Here is a 17,069-nt window from a genome sequence, read left to right on the forward strand (position 1 = left end):
AATGATGAATGGCTATTGGTTAAAATTTCAGGTTAAGGCCTAATGAAATAGTTTTAACACTCGGGTATTTGGCGCCGTCGGCACGTCCGTTCTGATCGGTGTTAAGCTCCGGGTCCCATAATTTAAATTTGCTGAAGGTGAGCAGGTTGTAACCTATAAGGTATAACCTGGCACCTTTTACATGAAACTTATCAAATAAGCCGGCGGGCAGGTTATAACCCAGCTCGGCGGTTTTTAACCTGATGAAGCTTACATCCTTAACCCACCACGAACTGGCTTGCGAGTTGTTGAAGTTTTCGCTGTCGCCATAAGCCAAACGGGGGTAAAATACATTCTGACTTGGGTTTTGTGGTGTCCAGCGGTCAACAGCGTTGCTATAAACATTGGTTTCGCCGCCATCACCATTAAAAGGGATAATTCCGGCACCGCCCAGCATGATATCGGCATTAGCTATACCCTGGAAAAATGCACCTACGTAAAAGCCTTTATACTCCACATTTACGCCAAAACCGTAAACAGTTGATGGTACATCGCCGTTACCAATTTTTGTTTGGTCATAGGCGTTTATCAAGCCATCGCCATTTAAATCCTTGTATTTAATATCGCCTGGCAATACTTTTGATTTATCGCCCGGTACGGCGCTGGCATCAATTTCGGCCTGATCTTTAAATAAACCAACTGCCTGGTAGCCGTATCGCGCCAGGATAGGCTGGCCACGATGATCAAGCCATGGATATGTTTGCGTTGGCCTGTCATCTTCAACCACTACAGCCTTGTTATAGGTAAATGTACCGCGCAGGCCTACATTCACCTTACCAAAATGGGCATTGTAGTCAAGCGTAGCATCAATACCCTTATTATTTACCACACCAAGATTTCCCTCGGGCTGGCTAACCAGGCCCACAAAGCCTGGTACCGATTGCCTTTGCAGAAATATGCCGGTGCGGTGTTCTTTAAAAAGATCGACAATTAATGACAGGTTATCATGTAATGTTCTTACCTCCATGCCCAGATCCTGCTTGTGTGATTTTGCCCAGCTTACGCTTACACCATAATCGGTTACGTTAATACCGTTTGAGTTTTCAAAACCTTTACCAAAAGTGTATCCGCCGTTGTTAACATCTGTTAGTTCGGATACTATGGTCAGGTAACCAAACCTGCGGCCGGCACCTAAATCGTCGCTGCCCACAAAGCCATCCGAATAGCGAAATTTCAGGAATGTAAGTGCATCCTTAACAGGGGCGAAAAACTTTTCGTTAGATACAACCCAACCTGCGCCAAACGACGGGAAAAATCCATAGCGCCTTTTTGGGTCGAAGTTTTCGGAGCCATTATAGCCAAAGTTGGCTTCAAAAAAGTAGCGCTCGTCAAAAGAGTAGGTCCCACGGCCGGCTAAACTCAGGTAACGGTGCGGTATTGACGATGTAAAATCACCTGCAAAAGCATCTACGCCATCCTGAGCGTTCCCTAATGCAAGGCCGGTAATGTGGTGTTTGCCAAAGCTGCGGTCGTAATTAATGGCGGCCTCGGTATATGATTGCCTTCGGCCCCCATTGTTGCGGGTGTAACTTAAATAATTGCCGCTGCCTGTATAGGTGCGCACCAGGTTAAGTGAGCCATCGGCATTATAGGGGTTATTGCTGTCGGGGAAAAAAGTATCTTCCCGTTTAGACCGGTTGATACTATGATCGCTGTAGTTATCAAATGAAAACATAGCGGTAGCACTCAGACCTTTTGTGAAAAATTTCAAATCCTGGGTAACGCGCAGGTTGGTTTGTATGGTGTTATTAAAGTCGGTATTGTATCCGCGGCGGGTTAAATCGGCGTATGGGTTTCTGAAACCTCCGTTTGCAGATTTGCCCGGAATAAAGCCCCCTGGGTAGGAGATGGGGTACTCAACCGGCGGAACGGAAAGCGCGTTAACAAAAATATCCTGGGTTGAAAGCGCAGGGCCGTTTGATTGGGCCGCGTATCCCTGAACACCAAGATCGAGTTTGGTGGTACTGCTTATTTTAAGGTTTAGGTTGGTTGTAAAATTATAGCGGGTATAGGTAACATCCGAGTTATATTGCGCAAGCTGGTCTGTTTTAAGAAAGCCGCCTTCGTTGTAATAACCAACAGAAACGTAATATTGCGCATTATCAACACCACCGCTTGCATTAAAGTTGGCCCGGCGGTTGTGCCCAAGTTTATTAAAGGTGGCATCAAGCCAATCAACATTTGGGTACAGTAACGGATCGGTGTTGTTAGCCGTTTTGTCAATATAATCCTGTGTATATTTAGGAGCCTGCCCACGGGTGGTTAAAGCTTCATTTACCAGGTTCATGTAGGTTACGCCATCGGCCAGTTTGGGGCGGCGTGTAAATGTGGTTACACCTTCGTTATAGTCCAAATAAATCTGGGCCTTGCCAACTTTGCCGCGCTTGGTTTGTACCAGCACTACGCCATTAGCGCCGCGCACGCCGTATACAGCAGTACTCGATGCATCTTTTAATATCGTAAACGACGAAATATCCTGCGGGTCGATGTTGTTAATGCTACGTTCCACACCATCAACCAATACCAGTGGATTTGATGAGCCACCCCCAAAAGTAGCTATACCGCGAATCCAGATATCGGCAACATCCTTGCCTGGTTCGCCCGAGCGTTGTACGCCAACAACGCCCGAAATCCTGCCGGCCAGGGCCGAGGTGATGTTTGATGTTGGCAGTTTTAATTCTTCGATATTTACGGTTGATTGCGCGCCAATAAGGCTTACCTTTTTTTGCACGCCATAGCCTACTACAGCAACTTCGTTGAGGATATTGCCTGCCTCTTTCATTTTAACGTTGATGGTAGTTTGTACGCCAACGGCGATTTCGGTGTTTTCGAAGCCCACGAAGGTGAAAATTAATACCGAAGCAGAAGAGGGGACAGATATGGTATACTTTCCATTAACATCTGTTGATGTTGCCGAGTAGGTGCCTTTTATGGTAACCGTAACACCGGGCAATGCCACGCCCTTATCATCGGTAACCAACCCGGTTACTAAAATTGCCTGGCTTTCTTTTACAGTTTCTTCCTGGGTTTTTCTTTTAACTACAATGGTATTGCCATCAATAACATAGGTTAAACGTTTACCGGCAAGGCAAACAGAAAGTGCATCCTGAATGGAAGCGTTGCGCAGGTTTACGCTTACAGATGGCGATTGCTGAATGATTTCTGCATCGCACAGGATGTTAAACTTTGTTTGCTTTTGTATTTCGCGAAACACTTCCTCGAGCGAAACATTTTTTTGCGACAGGCTTATCCGCTGGCCATAGCTTTTTGCGCTAACCTGCAATAAAAATCCTATCATTATAACTAAAGTTAGCTTCATTATTAGCAATATCTTAGTATAGATGCCGCCTGGTTTACGGCATAAATAATGAGGAAAAAAATTCATAATTTTGAATAGTTTGGGTTTATAACTGAATATGGTTTGTCAAGATTTATATAAGGGTAACCCGGGCTATTGCCAACAGGCATTTAATTGTCCAGGAGTGTTGCAACCACTTCTGGATTTTTTTTGCACTGTAATAAAATAGCGGGTTTCAGTCCCCGGCAGGCGTGTATAGCTATTTCATCACCGTTATCCTCCTTCCGTCAATTGTAAAGTGAGCAACCCCGGTTAATTCAACCACTTTTAGCACTTCAGATACGTTATCAAATTTTGATACTGTACCCCATATTGCTTTTTTTGGCGCGTTGTCCTGGTAAACAATATCAACATTGTACCACCTGGACACTTTTCTTAAAATACTCTGGATATCCTCGCTGGCAAACATAAAATTGCCGTTTTTCCATGCTACGGCTTCATCAACATCCGCTTTGATTACACGAAAACTACCGGCCTGTTTATTAAAGCTTCCTTGCTGGCCGGGTTGCAGCATTACCTGCCCGCCATTACTGGTTAGCTTAACCGAGCCCTCCAACAGCGTGGTTTTCAGCGCGTCTTCATCGTCATAGGCATTCACGTTAAAATGGGTGCCTAATACTTCAACCTGCACTTTGTTGGCCATCACCTTAAACGGCATCGCTTTATTTTTGGCAACTTCAAAGTAGGCTTCGCCGGTTAACTCCACGTCGCGTTCGGTACCTGTAAATACTGTCGGGAATTTTAATGACGATGCAGCGTTTAACCAAACTGCTGTTCCGTCGGGAAGGATAACCTGGTATTCGCCACCCCTTGGGGTGGATACCGTGTTGTACTGAACAGGGGCATTACCGGCATTTGGTGCTTTGTATGAAAGCAAACCGTTGTTTATTTTATTGATGGTAGTTTGGCCTTGTTTGGTTATTAAGCCGTTTTTGGCCTGGTTCAGAATAATTGTCTGGCCGTTGGCCAGCGTGAGTACGGCCTTGTTGCTGCCCGGTGCTATATCATTTTTAAACCTTTCCTTGCGCGAAGCCAATTGGTAGTTATGCGGTTTGGGTTTATATAAAAACAAACCCGCTGTAAGCAAAATAATAGCCGCCGCCGCAACCGAAATCCACTTTTTAAACGGATATGATTTGGGTTGTTGTTCGCTGCTGATATTGGCCTCCAGCTTTTGCCACACATTATTGCTGATTACCGGATTGATAGACCGGGGTTCATTTATTTCTTTATTGAAACTGGTTTGCAAATTTTTAAGCAATAAGCGGCCTGCCTCATCTTTTTTGAGGTGATTGAACAGTTCTTCTGCTTCGGCAGGAGTACATTCATTCAACAAATACTTATTCAGCAGGAGCTGGTAATTCTTTTTAGGAGTCATAATCGTTTGTATATATCCTAAAGGCTGATGGTCGGGGGGGTAGCGGCGAAAATATTTTTTTAGCAATTCTAAGCTTAGGGTGCAACCTTTTGCTAAAAGCGTACGTCACATAACAAAGCGCTTATGTATTGTTGAATAATTTAATATAAAATACGACGTTTATAAAGGTATTTATACAACTACATGTTACCTACACCGAAAAATAACCAATAGCGCCGAATTATATGGAAGATCATATTTGGATGCTTGTTACCAAAAGAATGGCAAATGAAGCCACCGGGGAAGAGTTAGATAAATTAGACAATTTGCTTAAACAAAACCCAATTGCCCATAATTCGTTGAAACTGCTTTTTGATTGGTGGGACACTAATGATGAGTCGGCCGAAGACAATACCCATTTACAGTTTAAAAAGATATTGGAACGGATAGATTATAAAAAGTAAAAACGAGGCACAATTACCCATTGCTACTTTTTCATCAGTTCGATAATTAACAAACTGAATACGATATCGGCGTTTTGCCTGAAATATTTTTTAATACTTTTCATGGCGGCCATCATATGTTCTTTAACGGTATGTTTACTAATACCCAATATCTGGGCGGCTTCGTCGTACGTTTTACCCTCCTGGCGACAAAGATTAAATACTTTTTTGCATTGAGGCGGCAACTGCTCAACTGCGCTGCCAAGTAGTCCTGCGTATTCGTTCCATTGCAAGTCTGCTTCGCTTTCAATGGCTTGTTCTTCAATAATGCTTATTACTTTGGCTCTTAACTCTGTTTCTACAGCAATTTTTTTAATTAACTTAAACACCTGGTTCCGGGTTATTTTGTATAGGTAACCAACTATTCCAAATTCGGGTTTTAGCTGTTCCCGAATTTCCCACAATTTCAGGAACACATCATGGATTACGTCTTCGGCCAGTTCGGGCATTTTCAAAAACCTTAAGGCGTAATAATACAACTGGCTATGGTACTTGTCATAAATTTGCTTATATGCGTCTACATCGCCGCCCATAAGGCGCTCGCAAAGCACAATGTCATTAACAGTCATTTAAATAGGCAATTGGATGATGGTAATACAATTATCGGTCAAAAAAACTGGTTTACCCAAAAAACTTTGCCGAAAGGGTGATAAACAGAGGTTGTTTAGTACGTTAATAAACGTTTGGGCATTGGGTTACAACATAATAATCAGCCAAACCGATAAGCTGGTGCCATTTTTTAAATCGATTTGATGAAAAGCAACAAAGCCTCCGGATTTATACAGGATTATTGGTTGGTAATTGGCAAAAGGTAAATCTTTTAAGGCATGGATGCAATTAAAATGGGTAAACTTAACATTTGATGGATAATACTTTTAAACTATATCCGTTTACCTGTTTTGTGAAATACAAAATATTACCTAACCATCTTTATTATGAATTGCAAAATCCTCCGTGGCTTAATTATTAGCAGTATTATCCATTATAATATGCTGATTGTCCATTTTTAGGAGGCATTATGGCTCATATTTTTGGTTGAGCCGTTAACTGACCTCGTTTTTTAAATATCCATAGAGGATAGTAAATATACTTTTATCAATACATTGCCTGCTTTTATGAAGTAAACTCCTGTCGTTATAAAAAATCTGCCACAAGCCTTCAATCTACCTTATTACACCTTATATATCCATGCGCTATCTTATTATCCTGTTATTCCTTTTTACCGGTATATCCATTTCTTTTGCCCAAAAACATGTAACTATTAAGGGCCATGTTGTTGATTCATTAAACAAAAAGCCCCTTGAATTAAGTACTGTGGCCGCGGTTGATCTAAAAGATACATCGCTGATAGCCTATACGCTAAGTAAAAAAACAGGCGAGTTTGAACTAAGCAACCTCCCGTTGGGAAAGAAAATCAAGCTGGTAATATCATACACCGGGCACAAAAGCTTTATCAAGGCTTTAACTTTTCAAAAAAACGAGGTGGTTGATCTTGGCGAAATTGCGTTGAGTAATAAAATGCTGGATGAGGTAGTGATCAGGGCCGAGCGGGTGCCCATCACTATTAAAAAAGATACCATTGAGTTTAGCGCCGAGGCTTTTAAAACCCGGCCCAACGCGGTAGTAGAGGAGTTACTTAAAAAACTACCCGGCGTACAGGTTAATGGCGATGGCACTATAACCGTAAATGGCAAAAGCGTAAGTAAAGTATTGATAGATGGCAAGCAGTTTTTTGGCAGCGATATTAAAATAGCCACCAAAAACCTGGATGCCGCCATAGTAGGTTCGATACAGGTTTATGATGACAGGGAGAACGACCCCGACCACCTGATAAGCGATACCAAAGTACAAAAGGTGATTAACCTTAAACTGAAAAAAGCCATAAAGCGCAGTACGTTTGGTAAAGGTTTTGCCGGTGCTGGCACACGCGGCAGGTATGAAAGCGGCGGCTTGTTTAATATGTTTAGGGATACCTTGCAGGTAAGCCTCATCGGTTTAAGCAATAACCTTAACCGTACGGCTTTTTCAAATGATGAGTTGTATTCGCAGGGCGGGTTTGACAGGAGCGGTGGCAATAACCTTTATAATGGCACCGTGAATACCGGTGGTCAAAACTGGGGCGGTGGCATCGAAAAAATAACATCAGGCGGTTTCAATATCAATACCGATTATGGCAAAAAGCTAAAATTAAACCTGCTGTATTTTTACAGCCAAAAAAACAATACGTCGCAAAACCAGGCGCATGTGCAAAAGTTCCTGGGCGATACCACGCTTAGTACTACATCAACCAATGATAACCGGTCAAACAGCTATTCGCATTCCATAACCGGCCTGGTTGATTGGAACCCGGATACGCTTAATACCATCCACTATTCGCCTAAGCTTGTTTTTAAACGCGATAACTCGTCAAATTCCTCTTTTTCAGATAATTATAACAATTTTGAAGGTCATTTAAATACCAATGGCGGCAGTTCAAGCAACAACAGCCATGGCACAGATTTTCAGCAGGACTTTTATTATAACAAGCGACTGAAAGGAAAAAAGGGGGCATCTATAAATATAGGCCATAACCTGCAGTATAGCCCCAGCCAATCGCAAAGCCTGAGTAAAACAAACCTCAATTCATTTGTATCAAGCCTTAAATCGGATACCTTAAACCGGCAGGGCAATGGGAAAAACTCCAATTTCTCGGCGGGTTTAAATGGGAGTATCAGGTACCCGTTTACTAAAAAATTAATTGTCGATGTTACCACATCGGGCAATTATAGCCGGTCGCGCGAGGAAAACGCAGTTTTTGATTTTAATAAAACTACCCAGGTTTATGATATTTACCTGCTAAGCCAAAGTACCAACCTTAAACGTAATTTATTTACCGAGGATGTTAAGCCCGGCATTACCTACCAGTTTACCAAGGAGATATCTCTTATCGCGGGTTTATCATTTAACTGGCAGCAAGCCGAAAATAAATTTGCTGTCGTGACAAATTATCACAACTACCTGTTTTTTTTGCCGACCATAAGAATGGAGTTCGGCTCTTTTTCTGTTGGTTACAACCGCTCGGCCAGTTTGCCTTATTTATCTGCCTTGCAGCCACAGACTATTGTTTATAGCCCGTTATACAGCTTTACAGGCAATCCCAATTTAAAGCCAACCATCAACGATAATATCAATATCAACTTTAATAAATACTTCCAGGCATCGCAGGTTAATATTTATAGTTACGCCAGTTTCAGTACAGAGCAGGATGCTATTGTACAAACACAAATAAGCGTAGCCAACGGAGCCCAGGCCACCAATTTTGTAAATCGCGATGGGCAGTTTAGCGTAAATGGATCAATAGGGATGTATAAACAGTTTAAAAAGATGGGTAAATGGACGCTGAACACAAATACCTCCGTTTATGGGTTTTACCGGCGAAATATTAACATCATCAATGGGGTAGACGGATGGCAAAAGTATTTTTCGCTCGGCTTTAACCAAAATTTCAATATAAACTGGAACGATAAGATAGAGCTTAATGCCGGCGGCGGCTATCGCCCCGTATATACCTCTTATAATTATGGCGATCATAAAAAAGTGTTTACCGATAACTACAGCATGCAAAACAACGTGGTGGTGCGCTGGCCAAAGCGGATAGTGTGGGAAACCAAACAGGAATTTAACTATAACTCGCAGGTAAGCAATGGCTTTCAAAAAAGTGTTAACGTAATAAGCAGCTCGGTAGCCCTTCAGTTCCTGAAAAAAGACAGGGGCGAGATAAAAGTGACCGTTTATGATTTGTTTAACCAAAACACCAGTGTGTACCGTTTTACCGGTAATAACACCATTTACGATGTACAGAATAATACGCTGAAGCGCTATTTTTTGATGACGTTAACTTACAAGTTCAATACTTTGAGTACAAAATAGTCACGCAGGGCGAGCGCATCAAAATAACTAACGTAATGAGCTTATAGCGTCGGGAAGATATCATCATCAAACGACTTGTTGATGCTGGTTAAATGCCCCTGCTACCGAAGGGGCTTTATTGGCAAACAACAAACACAAATATTAGGATGCCCTAAATTGAGCTCAATTCAATGTTAACCATGTTTAAATTCAATGTATTGATTATTAAGTATTTATAAATATTTTATTTGAAATGTGTTAAGTTATGTTAACCCAACCAGGTGCGCTTGACCTATCTGTATCCCGCTTATTTTTCCGAAACGCGCCAAATTTTTCATAATCAAATAGGGGTAAAACTTAATACTGTTGTATAAAGGTTATGAAAGTATTAGTTACCGGCGCCACCGGCTTTATTGGCCGTCAGCTTACATTAGCGCTTGCTCAAAAAGATTTTGAGGTGAAAGCCTTGTGCCGCAATACGGCGCATCCCTACCTGCTCAAACATAAAAATATTGAGCCGGTTAAAGGGGATATACTTGATGCTGCCGGTTTGCTTAATGCCCTGCAGGGTTGTAGCCAGGTTTATCATACTGCCGCCCTGGCCAAAATGTGGAGCCGCAATCCCGATGATTTTCATACAACCAATGTTACGGGCACACGTAATGTGCTGGAAGCGGCCGCTGCCACAGGGATTCAGAAAATAGTTTATACATCCACCTGCGGTGTATGGGGCCCAACGCTAAAATACCCGCTTAGCGAAAACGAACCCCGGATAGTAGGGTTTCCGATAGCCTACGAGCGCACCAAATACCTGGCCGAGCTGGAGGTGCAGCAGTTTGTAAAGCAGGGTTTGGATGTGGTTACTGTAAATCCCTCCCGCGTGTTTGGCGAAGGGCCGGTAACCGATAGTAATACCGTTGGTAAAATGGTTTGCGGCTATTTAAAAGGTAATTGGCGCATTATACCGGGCAATGGACAGCAGGTGGCTAATTATGCTTTTTTAGATGATGTAGTGGCTGGCCACATGGCTGCGATGGAGAAAGGAATTGCCGGCAACCGTTATATTTTAGGTGGCGAGGATATTAGCTTCAACCAATTTTTTAGTACGCTCACGGCTGTATCGGGCAAATACCGGAGCATGCTCAATATTCCGCAGCGGGCTATTAAAGCTTATAGCAGGGTTGAGTGGCTGAAAACCAGGCTTACTGGCTTACCACCGGTTTTTTTGCCCGAGTTTGCCGACCGGTTAAAATTCGATCAAAAATATAGTAGCCAAAAAGCTGTTGACCAGCTGGGCTACCAAATAACCCCTTTTTATGAAGGGATGCAACGCACCGTTAACTATTTAAAGGTAAACTAAACCATGACGCAATTAACCGCCATAATTACCGGCGCCAGCGAAGGCCTGGGCAAATCATTTGCCATTGAACTGGCCCAACGTAATATCAATTTATTGCTGGTAGCGCTGCCCGGCTCGGGCCTTTGCGATTTGGCTGCCTACATCCGTAAAAATTTTGATGTGCACGCCGATCACCTGGAAATGGATTTGACCAACGTAGAAAATTACCCGAAAATATTTAGCTACTTGCAGGACAGAGGCATTGCCGCCAACCTGCTCATTAACAATGCGGGGCTGGGCAATTGGTCGTGGTTTGAAGAAAAGGAGATATCTTTTTATAAAATGCAGATTGAGCTTAATGTAATAACTCCGGTATTGCTTACCCGTTTGTTTTTAAAGCAGGCCGATGATAACGTAACATCATACATTTTAAATGTGGGCAGCCTTGGCGGTTTGTTTGTAGTGCCCAAAAAGCAGGTTTACGGCGCTACCAAATCATTTATCCGTTATTTTACAAAATGTTTGCAGCTGGAGTTATCCGGCTCAAACGTAAGCATCAGTTTGCTCAGTCCCGGTGGCATTAATACCAAACCAGAATTGCTGGTGCTTAATAATAAATTAACAGGCGTATCAAGGGCCACTATCCTGGAAGCCGAGGATGTAGCGCGCATTGCTATTGATGGCCTGTTAAAGGGTAAAAAAGAAATTATCCCCGGTATTATTAATAAAATGATGTTTATTTTAGATAGCATTTTACCGGGATTTTTAAAACAAGCTATCATTCAAAGCCGTTTAAAAGTCATCCTTAAAAACCAATGATCATAGCCCTGCACGCATATCGCCCTATTAAACAACTTTGTCGTTATTGCAGGATCAGCAATAACGGTTTCAGGTTGCTTGATGAAGAAACCGTAGCATTTATCTCCGGTATTTTTCGCGGTATCACGTTTGAGTTTCACCGCGATTACTGTGATGTGAAAATTGGGCATATGCATACCAGTTTAGATTTAGCCGGAGATTTTTCGACAGATGCGTTGATTGTTTTTTTGACAAAACATAATGTACTCAGGGCAGGCGAGCTGGATAACCAGGCGTATATGGCTTAAAAGAAATTAAACCCCGCATTCCAACCCACCCACCAGGAATGATGCTGGTTTGCGCTGAAATTGTGCTGCAGGTTTTGCGCCAGCCCGTAGCCTTTAACCGCATTTTCCTGGTCGGAGTAGTAAAAATTAAGGGAGGGGCCACCAAATAATGATGCTTTTTTGCCCAGTTTAATGTTCAGGTTGCCATCAAGCCGTTGCAGCAGGTTGGTATAGCGCCAGCTTCCTTCATACAGGTAACGGCTGCTAATTTCGGGGTTAAAAGTAAGGTGTTTGCCCATGTCAAGTACGGTACCCAGCCCCATTCCCACGCCGTATATCTTACTGTTGGGGGTAATTCTTAAACCGCCGGTATAAACTGTATAAAAGTTATTACTGCCCGTTTTTATGGCTATGTTGGCATTCAAGGTTTCGTTTGATGACAGGCTTAGCTTATTATACCCATTGCGGATATAATTGATAAGCCCAAAACTAAATCCCGACGAAGTATCGGCCACATTAATCAACCCTAACTGAACACCCCTTAGCTTTTTGGCAAAATTGAATATACCAAATTGTATGCCCTCAAATTTTTGCTGCGCTATATTGCCCGCGCCTATCTGCAGACCGCTTACGTTTTTGCCGGCAATATTGCCCAATATCGCTATCTGTAAGCCAGAAACCTTTCCCCGCACATGGTTGTAAGTGCTTAATTGAACGCCCGATAAGTCGCGTTTAATGCTGTTGTGTAAAAATGTAAATTGAAAGCCTGCTACATTGCCCAAAACATTGTTGTACAAGCCGCTTAACTGCACGCCGCTAACGTTACCGCCAACCACATTAAAGGCGCCCGCTACCTGTACGCTTTGCACATCGCCTTTATCAAGGTTAAATATAATGCCCATCTCGGCGCCGCGTACCCCGGCGCTGTAGCCGCCTATAGCGTTTATAGATACAATATTGATGATTTGCCCGTTTAAGGCGCCATGTGTGCTTACATTGGGTATAGCCGACGCCTGGAACGGTGCATTAGCCACCAGGCCGCGCAAATTAGCTGCCTGTATTTGCTGTTTTGTTGACAGCAGCAAACGGCCCAGCCCGGTTTTGGTTATATCGTCGTTGTCATCATTGGCTACATAGCTAAACAGGCTGCTATCCGGGCGGCTTGTAATTTGCACATCATTTAAAAAGGTGATGGTTGTATCTTTATAAAGTTCTTTACTGATGGTTAACCGTACCGGCCGGCCTTCGTTTTTCAGGTGCAGTTCAAAGAATCCGTTCTGGTCGGTCATGGCCGATTGCAGCAGGCTTTTTTCGTATACACTGGCGTTGGGGAGTTTTTTCCCTGTTTGCTCATCGGCAACAAAACCGGTTATAATGTATTCCCTGTTTTCGGTATTCGATTTTTCGGTAGTTAAGCCAAGTTGTAGCGGGGCATAACGCAGGATGATAAAACCTTTGGCATCTTTGTATTCAAAACGTTTCATCAGCATTTGGTCAAGCACCTCTTTAACGGTCCAATTATCGGCATCAAGGCTTACCAGGCTATCGGCTTTTATCAGGTTGCTGTTATATGAAAAGTAAAAGCTACCCTTATCTTCCATGGTTTTAAAAACCGTGCCCAGGCGCTGTTTTTTTACGTGAATGGTAATATTACGTGCAAGGTTAACCTGTGCCGCTGCACGGTTATGCAGGCAGGCAAAAAATGTCACCGTAAAAAACAGTAAAAGCACCCGGTTTATATAATACATAGAACGAGGTAGAAATATCAATTATTTCAGGATGATTTGGTTACCCTTGTGTATTGCCGTAATGGGGAATGTGCCTGTGACTACCAATAAAATTTGCTCAAGCGATTGATCTTTAAACACGGTTGTAATGGGCAGTTTATTTAATGATGGTTTTGCTATAACAATGTGTGCGCCATAAATTTCATTCACTGCCGACACCAGTTCACTTAAGGGGGTGCTGTCGCACACCAACTCTTTGTTGATATAGTAGCTGTACAATTTACCCCGTGTGCTCTGTTTGGTAAGGCTACTGCGGTTTTTTAACACCACGGTTTTTTCGCCAGGCTTAAGGCTGATGCTGTTTTTATCCCTGCTTACATTCACAATTCCGGTTTCAACAATCACTTCGGTTTTTCCATTCCTGCTTTTTATATTAAATGACGTGCCAACTACCCTAACCGTTACACCATTTACATTAATAATAAAAGGTTTTGTTTTATCGGGTGTTATTTTGAAAAAGGCCTCGCCAGATAGTTCAACCGGGCGGGTATCGCCACTAAACCTGTTTGGATACGATAATTGCGATAAAGCGTTCATGGTAACTACAGATCCGTCGGGAAGCGTATCTACCAGTACTTTATTATTGCTTTGCAGGTTAACAGTAGTAACCCTGCTAAAATAATTCAACGCGAAATAGCTGAGCATACAAACCAATACCAGGGATGCTGCTATGGCCAGCCAGTTTGCCCGAGTTAAACGGCGTGTTTGAGTTTGGGACGCGGCCGGACTATTATTTATCCTGTTTTGCAGGCGTATAAAAGCGGTATCTTCATCAATAAGGCGGGTGCCGGCAACCTTTAAACTTTGGTCCCACAGTGTTTTAAACTGATTATAATACAGTTGGTTTTCCTCCGCGGCATTTAACCATGCCTGAACTTGTTCCTGCTCGGCAATCGTGGCCTCGCCGAGCAGGTGTTTTACCAGCAAATCATCGGTCATATGTGGGGTACTATTACTCATCTGCTAACGGCTGATAATTAAATACAAAATGATCATTAAAAATTCGGCCAGTTTGGTTCGCATCAGTTTTAATGCTTTACCCATCTGGTTTTCTATGGTTTTCACTGATAGCCCCATCTGGTCGGCAATTTGCTGGTATTTCAATTGTTCAAAGCGGCTGAGCTGAAAAATGGTGCGGCATTGCTGCGGCAGCTCGCTCATAGCCTGGCTAATGTGCTTTTCCAGTTCATTGGCCAGCATTGCTTTCGACGAATGATCTTGTACCTGGTCCATTTCATCTGCATAATAAACCTGGAAAGATGCTTTTACTTTTTGATGTTTCAGGTAATTAAGGCTTTCGTTATGAACGGCCCGGTATAGGTATGATTTTATCGAGCCGTCCGTTTTTAACAACTCCCGCTTTTCCCAAATCCGGCAAAATACGTTTTGCACTACTTCTTCGGCTTGTCCGTCGTCCTTTAAAAAAGTATAGGCGTAGGCATGCAGGTTTTTAAAATGGCTTTTAAACACCATCTCAAATACCTTTTGGTTGCCCTGCTTTAATAAGGAAATGACCGTGCTATCGCTGTATTCCACTGATAAAGGGTGAAAATATGCGTTAAATATAGGGGCTTTCCCGGTCATATTCCTCATGTTGTTCGTTAACACTTAGGCCAGCTGCACCTGGATGGTGTATAATGAATGGTGGATATCTACCTTACTGCAAATGCCATTGGCGTAAGTATAATAATTGTAATTGCCATCGGGCAGGTCAATCCGGTAAACATGCGTCGACGTTTTTTTTACAGTTAAAAATTGCTGAAAGTTATCAGAGTAAACAAGGTTGCCATCCGCCGGCTCATGGCAGTATAAAAGCATTACATTATTGTTTATAGCGGTTTGTTCAACCTTGCCGCTTTTACCCTCGGCCAGGGTAAGGTAGGCGTTCCCTGCTGCTTTTGTTTCCCGGTTGGCTTTCTCTTTACCATTAACATGCCGCAAAACATGCGAGCTGATGAGCTTGCCGTTCTTAAAGGTTGATTCCTCGTTGCAATTAACGTTAACACTGAAGATAAACTTCATTTTAACTTCCGATACCATTTTGAGGTAAAGTTCATCACCTGTGTTTTTTTGGTAAAAGTTAAGATGCCCAACCACTTTACCGCTGTGCAAAATGTTGTATTTGGTTGTTGTTTCGGTAGCGTATAATCTCGTGCAGGTTATCGACATTAAAACTATGATTAGCAACTTGCCAGATTTTAAAACCGCCCTGCCTTTATAACTGACAATTGCAGGCATGGCATATTTTTTAAACAACCAAATAATTAAGGTGATAATCATGGGCAGTGTATTTTGTTTTATACACCTGATACAACTTAAAAGCTAAGTACCCCTATTTGGGGGAAGAAAAAATTCTAAAGAGGGAAAAACGCTAAATTCTAAACCAATCGCAACATAACATTTACCTTTAAGCTTCTCCCTTTAGAATTTAGATTTTAGAATTTAGGATTTAGAGTTTCCCATTAGAGTTTAGAATTTAATGTCAGCTACTCGCTTTTACCTTTTTTCTATACTCGTTGGGCGAGGTACCCATCAGTTTGGTAAACATCCGCGAGAAATAATACTGATCTTCTATACCCAAAGTCAGGGCGATGTTTTTGATAGACATGGCAGTAAATGAGATATACTGACACGCTTTTTGAACTTTTAACTGGTTAAAATACTCAATAGGAGAGTAGCCCGTTTTTGCCCGGAAAATGGCCGAATAATGCGAAGTGGATAACTTGGCAAAGCTGCTCAGATCATCAAGCCTTATCATGGTATTAACATGGTCTTGCATGTATTGAATGGTTTTTTCAACTATATCGCTATCTGCGGGCTTATCATCAACATGGTTAAACTTATCCTCGTAAATAAGTGATGACAGGAAATGCGAGAATATCATGTTTACATAACGCAGCGCATCGCTGCTATAGCCTTTCTCCAGGTTAAAGCAAATGTCTTCAAACAGCTTTATCCGGTCTTCATTAAAAGACAGGTATGGCTTGTAATTTTCTGAATTTTTCAGGATGAGTTCAACTATAAAAGATGCTACCTCGCCTTTGAAGTGAATCCAGTATATCGTCCATGGTTTATCCATGTTGGCGGCGTACTTATGCGGCGTGTTGGCTGGTATGGCAATAAATTGCGATGGCGAAACCTCTACCTTTTTTTTGTTGATCTCCAGCCAGCCGTAGCCTTCGGTACAATAAATTATTATATGCTGGTTAATACCATTGGGGCGCTCTGCATAATGGTGCCGGGCCTTGGGGTAATAGCCAATATCGGTAATGTAAATTTGCTTGGTAACCAAATCCTTACTTAAAAAGTTGGTAATGACCTTTTTGGGCAGCACAATAAGCTTTTGCCCTTCAAAACCGTCCCGCCGCCTGATAGCTGTACTTTTAGTCATTTTTTTGAATGGAAACCGTGATAATCAGTGTCCCGTAGTAACGGATTGATCTTCGTATACAAACATTCACAAAAAATATCAAAATATTGGCAAAAAATAGAAATAATTGAAATTGAGGTGGCGTAATAAAGTCCATCATTTCCGTAACATTAACTATTTTTTTATCCTGTTTTATCCATGACATTTACATTGTAACCAATTAGCGATACCAACAGCAGCAAATGCTTCATAATCATTTTCATTAAAGAAAAAAAGTGAAAATGTTAGTGTGTTAGGGGGGCGTTGTTTGTTCCTGATAACAACAGGATTAAATGTACCGGAA

At 42.3% G+C, this 17,069-nt stretch carries 13 protein-coding genes; 5 read left to right on the forward strand and 8 right to left on the reverse strand.

Features of this window, described 5'->3' with window-relative positions:
- Positions 1-19: 19 nt before the first annotated feature.
- On the reverse strand, positions 20-3,358 hold the full coding sequence (locus FSB76_RS26100; protein WP_225976319.1) for a TonB-dependent receptor: 3,339 nt from the start codon (positions 3,356-3,358) through the stop codon (positions 20-22).
- A gap of 238 nt (positions 3,359-3,596) precedes the next feature.
- Positions 3,597-4,775, reverse strand: a complete 1,179-nt coding sequence (locus tag FSB76_RS26105) for a FecR family protein (RefSeq protein ID WP_147058658.1) — start codon at positions 4,773-4,775, stop codon at positions 3,597-3,599.
- A 224-nt stretch (positions 4,776-4,999) separates the two neighbouring features.
- Between FSB76_RS26105 and FSB76_RS26110 the strand changes: the two genes are divergently transcribed.
- Positions 5,000-5,218: a hypothetical protein gene (locus FSB76_RS26110; protein WP_147058660.1), complete on the forward strand. Its 219-nt coding sequence runs from the start codon at positions 5,000-5,002 to the stop codon at positions 5,216-5,218.
- A 23-nt stretch (positions 5,219-5,241) separates the two neighbouring features.
- Here FSB76_RS26110 and FSB76_RS26115 read toward each other — a convergent pair whose 3' ends face one another.
- Positions 5,242-5,826: an RNA polymerase sigma factor gene (locus tag FSB76_RS26115; RefSeq protein WP_147058662.1), complete on the reverse strand. Its 585-nt coding sequence runs from the start codon at positions 5,824-5,826 to the stop codon at positions 5,242-5,244.
- Positions 5,827-6,445: 619 nt separating this feature from the next.
- Between FSB76_RS26115 and FSB76_RS26120 the strand changes: the two genes are divergently transcribed.
- The 4 genes from FSB76_RS26120 (at position 6,446) to FSB76_RS26135 (ending at position 11,590) form a co-directional block, all read left to right on the forward strand.
- Positions 6,446-9,166, forward strand: coding sequence for an outer membrane beta-barrel protein (locus FSB76_RS26120; RefSeq protein ID WP_147058664.1), 2,721 nt, complete (start codon positions 6,446-6,448; stop codon positions 9,164-9,166).
- Between the two features lie 358 nt (positions 9,167-9,524).
- On the forward strand, positions 9,525-10,505 hold the full coding sequence (locus FSB76_RS26125) for an NAD-dependent epimerase/dehydratase family protein (protein WP_147058666.1): 981 nt from the start codon (positions 9,525-9,527) through the stop codon (positions 10,503-10,505).
- A 3-nt stretch (positions 10,506-10,508) separates the two neighbouring features.
- Complete coding sequence (locus FSB76_RS26130) at positions 10,509-11,303, forward strand: SDR family NAD(P)-dependent oxidoreductase (protein WP_147058668.1); 795 nt, start codon at positions 10,509-10,511, stop codon at positions 11,301-11,303.
- Positions 11,300-11,590, forward strand: coding sequence for a hypothetical protein (locus FSB76_RS26135; protein WP_147058671.1), 291 nt, complete (start codon positions 11,300-11,302; stop codon positions 11,588-11,590). Before FSB76_RS26130 ends, FSB76_RS26135 begins: the two co-directional genes overlap by 4 nt.
- On the opposite strand, the gene FSB76_RS26140 is transcribed toward FSB76_RS26135, so the two are convergent.
- The 5 genes from FSB76_RS26140 to FSB76_RS26160 form a co-directional block, all read right to left on the reverse strand.
- Complete coding sequence (locus FSB76_RS26140; protein WP_147058673.1) at positions 11,587-13,317, reverse strand: LA_2272 family surface repeat-containing protein; 1,731 nt, start codon at positions 13,315-13,317, stop codon at positions 11,587-11,589. The two genes, FSB76_RS26135 and FSB76_RS26140, sit on opposite strands and share 4 nt — an antisense overlap.
- Before the next feature lie 21 nt (positions 13,318-13,338).
- Positions 13,339-14,316, reverse strand: coding sequence for a FecR domain-containing protein (locus FSB76_RS26145; RefSeq protein WP_147058675.1), 978 nt, complete (start codon positions 14,314-14,316; stop codon positions 13,339-13,341).
- 3 nt (positions 14,317-14,319) lie between these two features.
- Complete coding sequence (locus FSB76_RS26150; RefSeq protein WP_225976320.1) at positions 14,320-14,949, reverse strand: RNA polymerase sigma-70 factor; 630 nt, start codon at positions 14,947-14,949, stop codon at positions 14,320-14,322.
- Between the two features lie 15 nt (positions 14,950-14,964).
- On the reverse strand, positions 14,965-15,636 hold the full coding sequence (locus FSB76_RS26155; RefSeq protein ID WP_147058677.1) for a DUF6134 family protein: 672 nt from the start codon (positions 15,634-15,636) through the stop codon (positions 14,965-14,967).
- Between the two features lie 202 nt (positions 15,637-15,838).
- Positions 15,839-16,747, reverse strand: coding sequence for an AraC family transcriptional regulator (locus FSB76_RS26160; protein ID WP_147058680.1), 909 nt, complete (start codon positions 16,745-16,747; stop codon positions 15,839-15,841).
- Positions 16,748-17,069: the final 322 nt, after the last annotated feature.

It is taken from the genome of Mucilaginibacter ginsenosidivorax, from assembly GCF_007971525.1.
Lineage (GTDB): Bacteria > Bacteroidota > Bacteroidia > Sphingobacteriales > Sphingobacteriaceae > Mucilaginibacter > Mucilaginibacter ginsenosidivorax.